Annotated in this window: 13 protein-coding genes; 6 read left to right on the forward strand and 7 right to left on the reverse strand. The window is 54.7% G+C overall.

Translation table 11 applies throughout. The features are described 5' to 3' along the window. Positions 1-79 precede the first annotated feature (79 nt). Positions 80-1,702 (reverse strand): PucR family transcriptional regulator, encoded by a 1,623-nt coding sequence (locus ACX5K5_RS12750; RefSeq protein WP_443451548.1) that lies wholly within the window; start codon positions 1,700-1,702, stop codon positions 80-82. A 123-nt stretch (positions 1,703-1,825) separates the two neighbouring features. On the opposite strand from ACX5K5_RS12750, the gene ACX5K5_RS12755 reads away from it, so the two are divergent. The 5 genes from ACX5K5_RS12755 to ACX5K5_RS12775 all read left to right on the forward strand — a co-directional run bounded on the left by ACX5K5_RS12755 (position 1,826) and on the right by ACX5K5_RS12775 (position 7,370). Continuing rightward, positions 1,826-3,334, forward strand: coding sequence for a CoA-acylating methylmalonate-semialdehyde dehydrogenase (locus ACX5K5_RS12755; protein ID WP_459174474.1), 1,509 nt, complete (start codon positions 1,826-1,828; stop codon positions 3,332-3,334). A 43-nt stretch (positions 3,335-3,377) separates the two neighbouring features. Further along, positions 3,378-4,748, forward strand: a complete 1,371-nt coding sequence (locus tag ACX5K5_RS12760) for an aspartate aminotransferase family protein (RefSeq protein WP_459174475.1) — start codon at positions 3,378-3,380, stop codon at positions 4,746-4,748. A 91-nt stretch (positions 4,749-4,839) separates the two neighbouring features. Then, on the forward strand, positions 4,840-6,210 hold the full coding sequence (locus tag ACX5K5_RS12765) for an FAD-binding oxidoreductase (protein ID WP_459174476.1): 1,371 nt from the start codon (positions 4,840-4,842) through the stop codon (positions 6,208-6,210). 127 nt (positions 6,211-6,337) lie between these two features. Further along, positions 6,338-6,799: a hypothetical protein gene (locus tag ACX5K5_RS12770; protein ID WP_188682856.1), complete on the forward strand. Its 462-nt coding sequence runs from the start codon at positions 6,338-6,340 to the stop codon at positions 6,797-6,799. Positions 6,800-6,887: 88 nt separating this feature from the next. Further along, positions 6,888-7,370, forward strand: coding sequence for an HtaA domain-containing protein (locus tag ACX5K5_RS12775; protein ID WP_096255584.1), 483 nt, complete (start codon positions 6,888-6,890; stop codon positions 7,368-7,370). Positions 7,371-7,581: 211 nt separating this feature from the next. Here the strand turns inward: ACX5K5_RS12775 and ACX5K5_RS12780 are convergent, their stop codons facing one another. The 4 genes from ACX5K5_RS12780 to ACX5K5_RS12795 form a co-directional block, all read right to left on the reverse strand. Further along, positions 7,582-7,968: a twin-arginine translocase TatA/TatE family subunit gene (locus tag ACX5K5_RS12780; protein WP_459174477.1), complete on the reverse strand. Its 387-nt coding sequence runs from the start codon at positions 7,966-7,968 to the stop codon at positions 7,582-7,584. A gap of 198 nt (positions 7,969-8,166) precedes the next feature. Next, positions 8,167-9,549, reverse strand: coding sequence for an LCP family protein (locus tag ACX5K5_RS12785; protein ID WP_459174478.1), 1,383 nt, complete (start codon positions 9,547-9,549; stop codon positions 8,167-8,169). A 170-nt stretch (positions 9,550-9,719) separates the two neighbouring features. Further along, positions 9,720-10,613, reverse strand: coding sequence for a LysR family transcriptional regulator (locus tag ACX5K5_RS12790; RefSeq protein ID WP_459174479.1), 894 nt, complete (start codon positions 10,611-10,613; stop codon positions 9,720-9,722). A gap of 598 nt (positions 10,614-11,211) precedes the next feature. Next, on the reverse strand, positions 11,212-12,027 hold the full coding sequence (locus ACX5K5_RS12795) for a shikimate 5-dehydrogenase (protein WP_459174480.1): 816 nt from the start codon (positions 12,025-12,027) through the stop codon (positions 11,212-11,214). A 102-nt stretch (positions 12,028-12,129) separates the two neighbouring features. Here ACX5K5_RS12795 and arr point away from each other — a divergent pair, with 102 nt between their 5' ends. Next, the gene (arr, locus tag ACX5K5_RS12800; protein WP_459174481.1) at positions 12,130-12,540 is read left to right on the forward strand and encodes an NAD(+)--rifampin ADP-ribosyltransferase; all 411 of its coding nucleotides are present in this window, start codon (positions 12,130-12,132) and stop codon (positions 12,538-12,540) included. Between the two features lie 79 nt (positions 12,541-12,619). Here arr and ACX5K5_RS12805 read toward each other — a convergent pair whose 3' ends face one another. Then, the gene (locus ACX5K5_RS12805; protein WP_459174482.1) at positions 12,620-14,032 is read right to left on the reverse strand and encodes an aldehyde dehydrogenase family protein; all 1,413 of its coding nucleotides are present in this window, start codon (positions 14,030-14,032) and stop codon (positions 12,620-12,622) included. Positions 14,033-14,044: 12 nt separating this feature from the next. Next, positions 14,045-15,493, reverse strand: a complete 1,449-nt coding sequence (locus ACX5K5_RS12810) for an APC family permease (RefSeq protein ID WP_459174483.1) — start codon at positions 15,491-15,493, stop codon at positions 14,045-14,047. Positions 15,494-15,557: the final 64 nt, after the last annotated feature.

Raw genomic sequence — 15,557 nt, forward strand, 5'->3', positions numbered from 1 at the left:
TGCACGAATAGGGCGACGCTCAACGGAACCCCGAGGTCTCCCTCGGCATTTCTCGCAGCTGCGAAGCCTGGTTTTGCTGTTATCCATGCATTCGGTACCAAAGCAACGCAACTTGCAGGCTCGCCCTAGACTCGGCGGTTCCCAGCGAAACGCCAAGCTTGTCTTCCAGTTTCGTCAGCCGGGCGTAAAGCGTGGGACGAGATAGGTAGCTTTCCTTAGCTAAGGTGCTCTTGTTGCCCCCATGGTTAAGAAACAGCTCCAGCAGTTCAAGTCCATCTGTGTCCATTGGGGAAAGCAATCCAGATAGTTCGGTGAGCGCGAAACTTCTCATTCGTGCATCCTGCCCCATGGCAGAAAGTACTCCGCGTAGACGCAGATCCGCAAAACGATAATAGGGACGGGCGCGGGTGGGAAGGTTAGGGACAATCTCGGCCACGTGTGCGGCCTCTTCTAACCGGCGAGCGCTAGCAGCAATGCTGATCTCCTCCGCTGCGACCCCGATGGCAATGTGCGTAGTGAGCATTTCGGTGAGTTGGCGGGTAAAACGTTGCAAGGCGTTGGCTACCAGTTGTTTGGCGGATACCGGCACAATGACTGCAAGGCACCCAGAGCGCAGGGAGCCTGCAAGTACTCCTACTCGCATGTTTTCTGCCACTTGGTCAATCACTTCCAACACTTCTCGTTCGCGAAGTTGCAGGTCTGTGGGGCTGTAATTTTCAGCTTCGGCAAGGGCGATGACTAGTGGTACATAGTGCGATCCGCTATCTAAGCCGAGAGATTGGGCGCGGACAGCGACTTCTTTGTCCGTATATGAATGATGTTGTTGTAGCTCATGCATCATCGAGGTGCGTGCTTGATAGAGCAATTCACGTTGGTCACGCCCGGATAGCCGGGCGATAGTGAGTGTCTGTCCGGCACGTTCAAGAACCAGGGCTGCGTTATGTTCATCGTCTAGTTCATCCGGGACGATTAACCGGCCCCAACGGTTACGCACCGCGCCTACCGGGGTTTGCAGCCAGTTTTCGGTGCCGTGCCCTCGCCCGGTTTGTTCCGCGTAGCCAACAAATTTTGAGCGGTTCATCCAATGTGCCAGCACCGATTCGGCACCGTACCCGGCTCCAGCGTGAGCCAGCACGTGGTGGCGTACGTCTTCGAGGACTACCGGAGCACCAAGTAGTTCGGAGGTGCGTTCCACGATGCGTTGCTCATCAGCTTCATTGAGCGATAGTTCGGTGTAGATTTCGTGGACGTTGCGAGAGAACTGCACGGCGGCCAGTTGCTCGGAAACAAGCCGTTCGTGGATGACCTCGGTGATCTGCACAAAACGTACCTTTTTACGCAGGTGGATTACCGGTAGTTCTAGCCCCTGTACGGCGTCGGCTAAATGTTTTGCCAGCCGAGAGTTCGGATTCCCTGAGTCAACTAAAAGCTCCACAATCACCCCGGCGGCACCAGCTTGGGCAAGTTGACTCATAAACGAACGCAATCGTTGCGCTGTTGGTTCCACATTGCGTAAGGTCGTCAGCACCACTTCGCGTCCAAAGAGCAGATCAACGTTGTCTGCCGATTCGGTGACATGGACCCAACGAAGGTTCACATCTAGATTTTTCTCCCCGGAGAGAACCAGCGGATCCGCGTCTTGAACTACCGGCAAAGCCAAGACATCACCCATGGTCAAAGACCCCGCGGTTCTTATACTCATCATTCACACCTTTACAGAGCGTAAGTATTACTTACTAAATCATGACACATTGCATGTGTCGTCAGTCATATTGGTGACGCAAGATGGAGTCAGATATCAATTCACGCTTTGAAGGGAAGATCCATGACGACTACTGTCACCGAAACTCTGCAGCACTGGGTTAACAACGCTCCATTCACCGGTGAGGGCGATACCCGCACCGCCAAGGTCTACAATCCAGCTACCGGTGAAGTAGCGCGCGAGGTGGCTCTCGCTTCGAAGAACACCACCGAGGCCGCAATCGCCTCCGCACGCGAAGCATTCCCGAAGTGGCGTGACACCTCACTGGCTCGCCGCACCGCCATCATGTTCACCTTCCGCCAGTTGCTTGCCGAGCGCAAGGGTGAACTAGCGGCCATTATCACCGCCGAACACGGCAAGGTGCTGGACGACGCCTTGGGCGAAATTGCCCGCGGCATGGAAATTGTTGAGCTGTGCTGCAACGCCCCCTACCTGCTCAAGGGCGAATACTCCGAGAACGCTTCCACCGGCGTGGATGTTCAGTCCCTGCGTCAGCCGGTAGGCGTCTCCGCCATCATCTCGCCATTCAACTTCCCTGCAATGGTTCCCCTCTGGTTCTTCCCGGTAGCCATCGCCTCCGGTAACACCGTTGTTCTCAAGCCTTCGGAAAAGGATCCTACGGCTGCACAGTGGATGGCAGAACTCTTCGCAGAAGCTGGCCTACCCGAGGGGGTACTAAACGTTGTCCATGGCGATAAGGAATCAGTGGATACCTTGTTGACCGACCCACGCGTGGATACCGTATCTTTCGTTGGCTCCACCCCTATCGCTCAGTACGTTTACTCCACGGGTACCTCCCACGGCAAGCGTGTTCAGGCCTTCGGTGGAGCGAAGAACCACATGCTCGTGTTGCCAGATGCAGATCTAGATCTAGCAGCTGATATGGCGGTGAACGCCGGATTCGGCGCCGCCGGTGAGCGTTGCATGGCGATTTCCGTAGTGGTTGCACTGGAAACCATTGCCGATGAACTAGTCGCTAAAATTGCCGAACGTGCCAAGAAGTTGCGCGTAGGCGATGGAACACGTGGTTGCGATATGGGTCCGCTGATCACCGGTGAACACCGTGACAAGGTCGCAGGATACATTGAGCAAGGCATTAGCTCCGGCGCGGAGCTGGTAGTTGATGGTCGCACCGGACAGCTAGATGCCGACGGTAACGGATTCTTCTTGCACCCGACCTTGTTCGACAAGGTCGGTACCGACATGTCCATCTACACCGATGAAATCTTCGGCCCAGTCCTGTCGGTAGTTCGGGTAGAAACCTTCAACGAAGGTATCGACCTGATCAACGCTTCGAAGTACGGCAATGGCACCGCGATCTTCACCAATGACGGTGGCGCCGCCAGACGTTTTGAGAACGAAATCCAGGTTGGCATGGTCGGCGTCAACGTGCCTATCCCGGTACCGGTGGGTTACCACTCCTTCGGTGGTTGGAAAGCCTCGTTGTTCGGTGACCAGCATGCGTACGGTCCGGAGGGCTTCAAGTTCTTCACCCGCAACAAGGTCGTCACTAAGCGTTGGCTTGATCCGAGCCACGGTGGCATCAACCTCGGCTTCCCGCAGAACGATTAGTCCGCATCCCTTCTCAGTGGTTCCAGTAGAAAGAACTAGATTCATGACCGAGCAGCTCACCACCGAAATTTCGGTGGAAGAGATTGAGGCAGGCAAGCGTGCCTACCAGCTGGACCGCGACCACGTATTCCATTCGTGGCAGGCCCAGGGGCCCTTCGCTCCGATGACCATCCTGAAAACTCAGGACTCTTATGTCTGGGATGGCGAAGGACGCCAACTGATCGATATTTCCAGTCAGCTAGTGAACACAAATATTGGTCACCAGCACCCCAAGGTCATCGCAGCCATTCAAGAGCAGGCGGGCAAGATCGTAACGATTGCCCCGCAGCATGTTAACGACGCACGTTCCGAGGCAGCCCGGCTCATCGCCGAACGAACCCCAGGTGATTTGAACCGGATCTTCTTCACCAACGGTGGAGCCGATGCGGTAGAACACGCCATTCGCATGGCACGGCTGCACACCGGGAAACACAAGGTGCTTTCCGCCTACCGTTCCTATCATGGCGGCACTCACCTCGCGGTGAACGCGACCGGAGATCCACGTCGTCATGCATCGGATCATGCCACCGACGGGGTAGTGCACTTCTTCCCTGCTTACCCCTACCGTTCCTACTTTGGTTCAACCACCGAAGCCGAGGAAACCGAGCGGGCGCTGAAGCACTTGGAAGACACCATCATCTTGGAAGGTGCCTCGACTATCGGCGCGCTAATCCTCGAATCGATTCCCGGCACCGCCGGAATATACCTGCCACCGGCAGGTTACTTGGCGGGGGTACGGGAGTTGACCCGTAAATACGGGATCGTTTACATCGCCGATGAGGTCATGGCAGGCTTTGGACGTTCCGGTGAATGGTTCGCGGTTAATCACTGGGATGTCACCCCAGATCTGTTGACCTTCGCCAAGGGAGTGAACTCCGGCTATGTTCCACTAGGTGGTGTGGCGATCAGTGAGGCGATCTATGAGACCTTCCGCGAGCGTCAGTACCCTGGAGGCCTGACATATTCCGGGCACCCACTGGCCTGCGCTGCGGCGGTGGCGACCATCACCGCAATGGAAGACGAAAATATGATCGCTAACGCGAAGCGTCTAGGCGAGGAAATCATTGGTCCCCGTCTCGAACGTTTCTATGCCGACCATCCGTCGGTCGGCGAGGTTCGTGGCACCGGAGTGTTCTGGGCCATTGAGCTGGTGAAGAATCGTGAAACTCGTGAGCCATTAGCGGCCTACGGTGGCTCGTCAGCTGAAATGAATGAAGTCGTCGCGGCGGCCAAGGCAGCCGGTTTGTTGCCGTTCGCAAACTTCAACCGGCTGCACGTGGTTCCGGCCATGAACATTGCCGACGAGGTTCTTATCGAGGCACTCGATCGTCTGGAGCAGGCGCTCGTTGTCGCGGACAAGTTTGTAACCGTCTAGCGATGAGCAATATCAGGCCCGGAGGAAGCACATATTGTGTTTCCTCCGGGCCTTTTAGCATTTTCTTCCCTACTAAGACCAGGACCTCAAAGTGATCCCCTCCGAGCTCAACGAGTCCACCGCGTTGCTGCTGAACGCGCACCCGCAAGCTTCCACAGATCAGCAAGCTTGCCAGCAGGCAAGCATTGACCGTTCCGGTTATATCCCGGAAAGCTTTGCCGATGGGGTGATCTTTGCCCAAAGCATCGATGATGTGGTGTTGGCGATGAGTTTGGCTCATGAGCATGGGGTGAAGATCGTTCCGCGTGGAGCTGGCACCGGTCTGGCTGCAGGATCCTGTGCACAAGCCGGCGAGGTGGTGCTCGATTTATCGCGGATGAACCAGATCTTAACCATTGATCCTGTAGAGCAGCTTGCCGTAGTCCAGCCTGGAGTGCTCAATGCTGAAGTAAACCGGGCGGCCGGAGAACATGAATTGTTCTACGCTCCAGACCCAGCAAGTACCGCAATCTGCTCCATTGGCGGAAATATTGCCACAAACGCGGGCGGCATGTGGTGCGCCAAGTATGGGGTGACCCGCGAGTCCGTACTCAGCCTGTTGGTGGTGTTGCCCGATGGCCAGCTATTGCGCACCGGACGTCGCACCATCAAGGGTGTAGCCGGGTATGACATGAACGCCTTGCTCATTGGTTCGGAAGGTACCTTAGGCATCGTGGTGGAAGCGGTACTCCGCTTACGTCCCAAACCCCGGTTCACCTCCACCATGGTTGCCTACTTCGCCGATGAAAACACCGCCGCGCAGGCTGCCTCGGCGGTCATCGCTGCCCGACTACAACCCTCGGTACTCGAACTGATGGACGGCAAATCTCTGTGGGCGATAGATGCAGCGTTGGGGACCGAACATCAACAGCGTGGTGGAGCGTTGTTATTGGCGCAGACCGATGGTTTTGGCGCACAACTGGAGATGCAAGCACTCACCCAAACAATTGCCCCGTTGGCCAGCCATGTTGAACTTGCCGAAAATGAAGAAGAGGCCCACGCCCTGATCGAAGCGAGACGCCAAGCGATCCCAAGCATGGAGTTACTGGGCACGGTATCGATCTGCGATATCGGTGTGCCACGCAATCGTCTTGCCGAAGCGTTCGCCGGGTTACAACGTATCGAAGCCGAGCGTGGCGTAGAAATTTTCACGATTGCTCACGCAGCGGACGGAAATCTACACCCAATCATTGTGGTTCCTGAAGGGCAATCCATTACTACGGGGGCCGCGAAACTTGCGTTGGCTGACATGTTCTATCTGGCTAAGGAATTAGGCGGGACGCTCACCGGAGAACACGGAATCGGGTTACTCAAGCAGGACTGGCTCGCCGAGGAAATTGGTGAGACTTCGTTGCAGTTACAGCGACGGCTACGTGCGGTCTTTGACCCTCAAGGAATTCTCAATCCAGGCAAAGCAATCTAACCCCGAGAAATCTAAATTGGTCGTGCGGGCGGCGAATACAAAACGGCCCGCACAATCAGGCATTTGAGACATCAGATAGTGTTTATTTGCTCTAGCTAACTAGCTTTATTCTCGTTAGAATAATGCGATGGATGCCAGTAAATTCGCCGATGTCAACTTCGTGATCCCACTGTTTTATCTGGGCGTTGCAGTCGTTTGCTTGTTGATCTTCATTCCCCTGTTCATCCATGGGATGCTACGTCGGCGAAAGTTCTCCACCCTGGTAGACGGCTACCAAACTTACGCATTACGTTCCTCCATTCGCATTGAGCTGATCGTCGCTGCGCTCGTTGCAGTCCTGACCATCGTGTTCCTCGCCATGGGTATTACCGGTTATTTCGATTCAAGGAATGACTTGGAAGCTAATATTCAGCTTAAATACAATCCCACCCATCTTGAGCTGGGGCCGTGGAATGGTTCATGGGCTACCGCTGACCTCACGCTGCCAGACGGCACGGTCTTTGATGACGTTGAGGTTATGCTCCAAGGCTCTGGAGAACCATTTATCGAAAAGGTTTGGTACCACGAGCGCGACAAACGTAACCAGTAGTATCCCAAAACTAGCGAGTATGTAATACTGATCCCCGGATCTAATTTGCGCACCATATGAAGCGCCTACACAAAAGGGGAAAAACACGATGATGGGTATGAATGGTGCACCGGTAGGTGATCCGTTTCAGCCTCACCTGCAATGGGGCCTGAAAGCGTCCTTCGTAGGATATATTTCATCGCTACCCGACGGGCGAATCGAAGCTTCCAATGGTGTCTGGCAAGTTGGAAACAACCTGGCTTTTCCGGTTTCCAACCAAACAGAAGCCCCCGAGGGAGAACTTCATTTTAAGGGCAACGTCTCGTTTGAAGGACACGGCGGGATGATGAAACTGGATCTGATTGAACCGCACATCGAAGAGCATGGTGACAAGATTCTACTCAGCGTCGCAGATCAGTCCGGTACCCGCGCACCGTTGGCCGAACTAACCGAAACCACGGTGTCAAACGCCTTCGGCTTAGTCAAAACCCGCTTTGAAGCACGACTCACCGAGCAAGGCTCGGTTCTGTTTAACGGTCAGTATAAGGCTGGCCAAGAGATGGAACCAGTAGAGATTGTCCTACGTAGCTAATTGCCAAAGTAGTAGGCAAGGACCGCAACTATTTTCATAGTGCACAACTCGCAGTAGCGAGTTTACCCCAGATACCTCCCCGGACCCGGTAGTGAGCAGAGAACATGCTGCTCCACCAACAGCCTTTAGCGATAAATACTCACGGTTAACCAGCGAAGCAGAGGTTGGCCTGCTAAGGGCCTGCTCCTTCTACTAGAATTCATGAACGACATCATGTGGCTTCGTTGTCGAAAGGTGCCTGCATAGATGTTGGCGTCAGTACTGTTTCTAGTTGCGTCGACTTGTATTGGTTCGTGGTTGTGCGGCCTTCCCGCTTGCCATCCGAAGCAGGATCATCAAATTCTTCCAGTAGCGCATCTCTGATGATCCTGCGCGGATCGTATTGGCACGGATTGAACTTTGCTAGGTTCAGCTCATCGAATTCGTCGCCCAGCTCCTGACGGAGCTGGGTTTGAGCACCGTCGGCAAGACGTCGTAATTCCCGGATCAAGGTCGCAAGTTTTTTAGCGTAGTACGGAAGTTTTTCTGGTCCGATCAATACGGCTGCAAGAATACAGAGTACGACGAACTCGCTGCTGTTGATACCTGCAACGCTCATTCGACCCCCTGATACTTTCCGTCGGTTCGTCAGACCCGATTCAGGCCCCACAATGGCTATCGCGGAAATCATGAACTACGAGTCAGCAGCCGCGATACAGTTTCCTCGCAGGTTGACTAAGTAAGAGCGTTGAGGGCATTACAACGAAAATTGGTTGTCCTCGGAATTCCGCATGCGTTCTGAGACCTCACTTACTCTTCAACCACAGAGGTCTTGGTTCGCCTGGCGACTTCGCGCCTTAATACTTTTTTTGTCCGGAACCTGCAGATCTGCGTAATCCTGACCGAGGATCAGCTGTAGGCTATCGCCTTCATAAACAGTTGTTTTTATGTCGAGCTTTGTGGCTTTTGCCAGTTCAGTGGCAGCCTCTTTCGCTCCTTTGGAGTCAGGGATTAACAAGCGAGTGTGTTTTTGTAGCGTTGGCGAATTACTGAGTCCGGAGACTGTAAAGCCACTGGACGTCGCCAGCTGGGAATATTGGTCGGCAAGACCGTTGACGTTTGTGCCGTTTGTTATCAGCACACTTACCTCACGAATTGCAGACTCTGCCTCTTCTTTTCTACTGAGATGATCTTCCTTATCCGAGTTCACCGGAATATCTTGGCTGATGCGTTCAAAGATGAGCTTCGCGTCAGGGGCCGGAACAACGCGATTGGGGTTCTCCGGAGCCGGTTCAGTGGGCATCGTTGTGAAAGTTATCTGATCGGTGGGTACTGCTTGAATTCTTGCTGCCAAGCCCGTAAGTTCCGCCAACGAACTCAAATCAGGGTCGACGGTCATGGAGGAGGTAATCGCGTCAAGGAATGCATAGAGCCGGTCTGGACGTGTGAGCACCTCTTTGCTCTTGGCCCGTTGCACAATCGCGGACATCACCATCTGTTGATTACCCAATCGGGCGATGTCGCTCCCATCACCAATGGCGTGTCGGGTTCGAGCTAAGGCGAGCGCGTCCGGTCCGTCCAAAGTCTGTTGCCCCGCTGGAAGGTTCAGATTTGCTTTGGAATCCCGCATCGAGTTGTTCAGACAAACCTTGATCCCGTCCAGTGCGTTGACGATCGAGATAAATCCTTCAAAATTCACTTCAATAAAGTGATTCAGGTGAACACCGGTCAGTTCTTCCACGGCAGCGACCGAACAAGCCGGACCGTAATTAAGCGCGGAGTTGATCATGCCATATCCACCGGAATAATATCCGAACCCGGTATCTTCACATGCTGGGCGATGCAGCACAGTATCCCGGGGAATCTGAATCGCTTCGATACGCCCATTTCCTGGGGGCAGATGCATCAGGAGCATGGAATCGCTCCGTTGAGAACCTGTGTCAGCACCAAAACCAGTGGAACTGAACTCGCGACTATCCGATCCAAGGATCAACACGTTTAATCCCTGGCTCGAATCAGGGATATCGACTTCAGAAGCCCTGAGTGCTGAAACTTTAATATTTCCTTGCAGACGCAGAATGCCAAAACAGGCAACCACCAGTACCGCTAGGGAGATCACAATCGCAATCACAGCGAGAATGCGCCGGCGGCGTCGCAGAAAAAAACGTCTACCGGATGCCGGCGATCGCTGAATGGTCATGGATCCGTATTCCCCTGTTTGTGTACTGTATCGAAATGCATATCCAGCAGAACACGGGGTAATTCATGAAAACCAATAGCCGACGCGATCTGATCTATACCTCAGATGCATGAGACACGATGTTTTCGGCGCCAACATGCGGGACCGGAACTACCATTGAGATTCCAAACTCACATGTACTCAATGAATTTCTCCAAGGCGGGATTGCCGAATTCTTCGCGCCGATAGAAGATGCCCAAAGGTCTGGCCGCAGACAGGTCTAAGGGAATCTGCTGGCCCCCGAAGATCTGGGCTGTGCTGGCCAACACTCGGGGAACCATCGTGATGCCGCCGGTTGCAATGCTCAAATTCACCAACGCGTCACGCTGGGTTGTGGTGATTAGCCGCGGTGCGGCGGCCTTGAGATTCCGATACACCTCATCGGTGATCCTACGGATTGAAGTTCCCTGTGGAAGAGTTACCAAGGTCAGGGAGTTGAGAATATCTGCGTCAAGCTTTACTTCGGAGCCCAAGTTTAGGTCCTGAGAAACAACAGCCGAAAATTGCTGATCTCGAAGAGAATGCACGGTTAGATCAGCTGGTATACGCTGGTTCACTCCGAAAGCGAGATCTGCGCGGTTTAAGCGAAGTGCTTCGACAAGCTGGTCATGGTCTTCCACGCTCAGAATCTCGATCCGGATTCCCGGATGGCGCCGGTGAAACTGTCCCAGATATTCAGGCATTATCCCCGCCACAAGCGAGGGCAGTCCAGCGATACGCAACGATCCGGACGTCAAGGCACGATTAGACGAAGCAGTAACCCCGATAGCCGCCATTTCACGTAATGCACGCCGCCCTGCCGGGATGATGCTTCGTCCTAGCTCCGTGAGCACCATATCCCGTCCCACTGCGCGAAATACTGGCACTCCAAGGATTCGGTCAAGAGCGCGGATCCGACGAGATAATGAAGGTTGTGAGATCCCCAAAATATCAGCAGCCGCGGTAAAGGACCCATAGTCTACTATCGTTATCAATGCTTCAATTTGAGCCAGCGAAATACTGCTGTCGAGGTGCTCTTTAACCATGTAGTTATTGATTCCTTAAACGTCGTGACTCAATGGGTCCGGGGGCGCGCAGGGATCAGCCAGAGACCTTGCACGCAGTTCTCCACGAAACAAAACCACGGAACTTAGGTGGTGCCCAACATACCGAATTCGGGCACCAGTTAGTATATCTTGCTACCCATCCTTAGTCTTTAATCAGCTGTGGCTGTGCCAGTGATTTGAACCCATCCAGGCCAAATCCTAATCCATAACCTGATTGTTTGGCCCTGTTCCAATGAACGCAGGTAGGCAAGCCCGGGGTGTCCTTCAAGTCCATGCCGCCCGCGTAACGCTCAGACTGCGGCTACGGCAGCAGACAAACCACCGCTACCACCGAGCATCAGTGGTTGTGTGTCCGGGAATTGCACGATCATCGTGCCGGACGGGCTGTCGATATCCATACTGATGGCTCCGCTGAAGCAGAACCTCAGCCACGTTCCGTCGTGTCGTCGTGTCGTCGGCAGATCATTCGGTGGTTCGTTACGACAGCAAGCACTTCCTGCTGCTGACGGCTTTTCGTGGAAAACTGTCACGGACAGGACGACTACCGCCATCAAGAACCACTCCCTCTTTCGAAAATTCAGGATTCCCGCGAGAACTCGGAAGCGCGGAGAACCTGTTCCTCGGTGGGCGCTTGGCCGGTGTACTTCTCAAACTGGGCCGCGGCTTGCAGGGCAATGACTTCGGCGCCAGTGATTACTTGTTTGCCGGCGCTACGCGCTACGCGGATCAACGGTGTTTCGCTCGGGAAAGCCACGACGTCGAATACGCTTCGGGCTAAGCGTATCTGCTGCGCACTGAATGAGAGCTCTTCGGACTGTGCACCGTCCATGCCCAGCGGTGTAACGTTCACAAGGACATTGTGTCCCGGGGCAGGGTCGACCCCGACAAAACCGTAGCCGTATTTATCAGCCAGGGCTTGCCCGGAACCTTCATTGCGAGCCAACACGGTCAGGTCAAGGAAACCCGCTTCGCGGAAGGCCGCGACCACTGCCTTGGCCATTCCACCGGAGCCGCGGACCAGCACACTGCTTCCTGGATCCAGCTTATGGCGTTCGATGAGCGTCGCGATCGCTTCGAAGTCCGTGTTGGAAGCGACCAGTCGCCCGTTGGTATTTACGATGGTGTTCACCGAGTCGATTGCTTTGGCCGAAGGCTCGATTTCATCGACCATTGCCATAACATCTTCCTTGAACGGCATGGATACCGAGCAACCGCGGATGCCCAAGGCTCGGACACCAGTGATGGCACCGGCGAGGTCATCGGTTGAGAAGGCCTTGTAGACGAAGTTCAGCCCGAGTTCTTCATACAAGTAATTGTGGAACCGGGTCCCGATGTTAGACGGTTGACCCGATAACGAAATACATAAGGTCATGTCCTTGTTCAAAATAGGCACGCGTTGCCCTCCAAATATTGATGCCGGTTCACATCCCAATATACGTGGGAATCCGTAGAGCACGCTTTCACAAATCGGCATTGGAGGCTATCCTCGTGGCCTATGACCAAGGAACTTGAAGACGGCCCATTCTTCCACGGCACCAAAGCCGAGCTGCAGCCAGGGGAAGTATTGACTGCCGGATTCCCGTCGAATTACCGGCCGGAAATCATCATGAACCATGTCTACTTCACGGCGTTTGCCGACGGTGCAGGGCTGGCGGCCGAAATCGCGGCGTTGGATGGCACCGCCCACGTCTACGAGGTAAAACCGACGGGCGCGTATGAGGACGACCCCAACGTGACCGATAAGAAGTTCCCCGGCAACCCGACTCGTTCTTATCGCAGCACCGCACCGGTACGCGTGATCCGAGAAGTCCATGACTGGACGCGGTTGACTTCCGCGGCGTTGCAGGCCTGGCGCGAGAGAATTGCAAGGATCAGCGACGATCCAGGCAATGAAATCATCAACTAGCCCATGGGCGTTTGCGGGCGGTGCCCGATGCCTTGGACAGCATCGGGCACCGCCCTAGAATCTTCGTGCTCGGTTATGCTCAGCCCTTGATTAGCTGTGGCTGTGCCAGTGATTTGAGCCCATCCAGACCAAATTCCAGCCCATAACCTGATTGTTTAGCCCCACCAAAAGGAATCCGTGGATCGATAGTTCCGTGCGAATTAATCCACACCGTTCCAGCTTGGATCCGTGCAGCCACCGCGAGAGCCTGCTGCCGGTCCGAGCTCCACACCGACGCCCCCAACCCGGTCTCCAACGCATTCGCATGCCCAATTGCCTCTTCGACATCCTTGACCTTGATGATTGGCAAGGCCGGTCCAAACTGTTCCTCGGTCACCAACCGGTTCTGTGGATCTATATCCGCGATCAACGTCGTGGGATAGAAGTACCCTGGTGCTTGCAGATCCGGATTGCCACCGAGCAGAACCTTGGCACCGGAATCGATTGCGTCTTGGACTAGATCCGCCACAATCTCGAACTGGGCCTTGTTCTGCAGTGGGCCAAGCACGTTATTTTCATCCAGCCCCACGCCCATCGGCATTTTGGCAGCCACATTGGTGAGCGCTTCACAGACCTGGTCATAAATTGATTCCGGAACGTAGAGTCGCTTGAGCGCCGCGCAGGTCTGGCCGGTATTGATAAAAGCACCCCAGAACAGGTCTTCGGCAATTGCCTGAGGATCTGCATCTTCCAAGACGATTCCGGCGTCGTTTCCGCCTAGTTCCAGGGTCAGCCGTTTGACCGTATCCGCTGAGGAACGAATGATGGCCTTGCCCGTTGGAGTGGAACCGGTGAACATGATCTTGCTAATGAGCGGGTGCGAGGAAAGCTTCTCGCCCACGTCGCGTCCTCCGGCGACAATATGCAGCACGCCGGCTGGCAATACTTCATTGAGGATATGGCCTAAGGCAAGCACCGACAGTGGGGTGTACTCACTAGGCTTCATCACCACGGTATTTCCCATACGCAACGACGGAGCCAGCTGCCAGATGGAGATCATCATTGGCCAGTTCCACGGGCCGATGGCGCCCACTACGCCCAAGGCTCGGTAATGTTTGGTTGCGTAGGTTTCCCCGTCATCAACCACTACTTCTGGTTCGATATCGTAGGCGGTGGATGCGCGGAGCCAGGCAGCGGCTCCGCCGACTTCAAATCGTGCGTTAGGCCCGTTGAGAGGTTTGCCCTGTTCGCGCGAGAGCAGCTCTGCCAATGCTTCAGCGTTGGCCTCAATACTATCGGCTGCCGCGTTCAGCAAGCGTTTGCGTTCTTCATGGCCAAGCGCATCCCACGCCGGTTGTGCCTTATGGGCCGTGTCAACCGCTGCCTCAAGGTCTGCGACACTGCCTTGGGCTACGCGTCCGACCAATTCACCGGTGGCCGGGTCAAGAATCTCGGTGCCACCTGTTGCTGGCTGAATAGCCGCCAATAATTCTTCGGCGTTTGAGTACGACATATGAGAGCTCCTTTAGTGCTGAGAAGGTGAAACGACGGGAAGTTTTTCTTGCTCCGGTTCTGCAGTGGCTGAACGCGAGCGTATGAACAACGCCAGTACCCAACCAATGAGCCCGGGCAAAATTACGATGGCTTGCAAGATATATCCGAGCATGCCCGGTTCTTCCATTCCAAGCAAGACATCGAAGTTGATGACAATTTGAGCAAAAACGTAGATCAGGGCAATCCCAGATAACAGTGGGGCTACCACCCGTGTGAATACCGAATCTTTGGTCCGGTGGCGGATGAAGTAGCCGATCACAGCGAAGGAAGTCAGTGCCATCAGCAGCACCAGTCCGTAGGCGGCGGAGTTCGTCATCCAGGTGAACATGGTAAAGACGATGTACATCGGATCTTTACCGGTAGAAATGACCGCGAAGACCGCGATGACCAGGACGGCCACTAACGATTGCGCCAGGGATCCAGCTACCGGGGCGTGTGTGGTTCGTGAAGTACGGGCAAGGAATTTTGGAAGTGCTCCCCCGCGTCCCATGGAGTAAAAGTACCGAGCAATGACGTTATGGAATGCCAGTAGCGCGGCAAACAAGCTGGTGATAAACAGGACGTTAGCCAGATCCACAAACCAGGTCGGGGTGTATGCGCTGAAGAAAACGAACAACAAGTCCGGCCCAAATTCGGCGGTGGATCCCATGACGTTGGATGCCCCTTCTCCTACCGCTACAGCAAAGGCCGAGAACGCATAAAAGCACGCGATGATGATGATCGCGATCATGGTCGCCCTGCGGGCGGTCCGTTTGGGATCTTTGACCTCTTCGTTGTAGATAGTTCCTGATTCAAACCCCATAAAAGCGGCAATAGTAAAGGCCATAACCGCACCCATTCCGGGAGCCACTGCATCGCCAAGGTTAAACGCGGCTTCGGGCTGGGGAGCCTCCGGCGCCAGGCTGAAAGCCATGATGTTGTAGATGATTACGACCAGAAATTCTGCCGCCACCACGAAGCCCAGAATCTTGACGGAAAAGTCGACTCGGTTCATGCCTAGAAAGCCGACCACGACCCAGGCCACCAACGCCATAACCCACCAAGGGATCGAGGTGCCCATCAACCCATTACTGAAGGAGGACGCGGCAAACCCGAACATGCCATAAATGCCAATCTGCATCAGGTTGTAGCTGACCAGCGCGACCATGGCGGCGCCGACGCCCAGAGCCTTGCCCAAGCCTTCGGCGACATACGCGTAAAAGGCTCCGGCATTTGGGATATGCCGGCTCATCGCAGTGTATCCAACGCTGAACACCAGCAATACAGCTCCAATGAGCAAGAAAGACAAAGGTACTGAGTCCATCCCGGTAACCGCATAGTTCGTTGTCACCCCGCCTGCTACCGCGGTAAGCGGTGCGCTGGCGGCAATGATCATGACGACTAATGCGGGCACCGTCAGTGTGCGTTGTTCCAATCCCATTTGATCCCCCAATAAGTAAGTATTGTGTTTTCAGGATCTCGTAGCCGCCACGTATTTCCTTGGC

Source organism: Glutamicibacter bergerei (assembly GCF_054495185.1).

Excerpts from the sequence above, each read along its gene's own strand:
- ACX5K5_RS12750 (WP_443451548.1), bottom strand. The coding sequence starts at position 1,702 with ATGAGTATAAGAACCGCGGGGTCTTTGACCATGGGTGATGTCTTGGCT.
- ACX5K5_RS12755 (WP_459174474.1), top strand. The coding sequence starts at position 1,826 with ATGACGACTACTGTCACCGAAACTCTGCAGCACTGGGTTAACAACGCT.
- ACX5K5_RS12760 (WP_459174475.1), top strand. The coding sequence starts at position 3,378 with ATGACCGAGCAGCTCACCACCGAAATTTCGGTGGAAGAGATTGAGGCA.
- ACX5K5_RS12770 (WP_188682856.1), top strand. The coding sequence starts at position 6,338 with ATGGATGCCAGTAAATTCGCCGATGTCAACTTCGTGATCCCACTGTTT.
- ACX5K5_RS12775 (WP_096255584.1), top strand. The coding sequence starts at position 6,888 with ATGATGGGTATGAATGGTGCACCGGTAGGTGATCCGTTTCAGCCTCAC.
- ACX5K5_RS12780 (WP_459174477.1), bottom strand. The coding sequence starts at position 7,968 with ATGAGCGTTGCAGGTATCAACAGCAGCGAGTTCGTCGTACTCTGTATT.
- ACX5K5_RS12785 (WP_459174478.1), bottom strand. The coding sequence starts at position 9,549 with ATGACCATTCAGCGATCGCCGGCATCCGGTAGACGTTTTTTTCTGCGA.
- ACX5K5_RS12790 (WP_459174479.1), bottom strand. The coding sequence starts at position 10,613 with ATGGTTAAAGAGCACCTCGACAGCAGTATTTCGCTGGCTCAAATTGAA.
- arr (WP_459174481.1), top strand. The coding sequence starts at position 12,130 with ATGACCAAGGAACTTGAAGACGGCCCATTCTTCCACGGCACCAAAGCC.
- ACX5K5_RS12805 (WP_459174482.1), bottom strand. The coding sequence starts at position 14,032 with ATGTCGTACTCAAACGCCGAAGAATTATTGGCGGCTATTCAGCCAGCA.
- ACX5K5_RS12810 (WP_459174483.1), bottom strand. The coding sequence starts at position 15,493 with ATGGGATTGGAACAACGCACACTGACGGTGCCCGCATTAGTCGTCATG.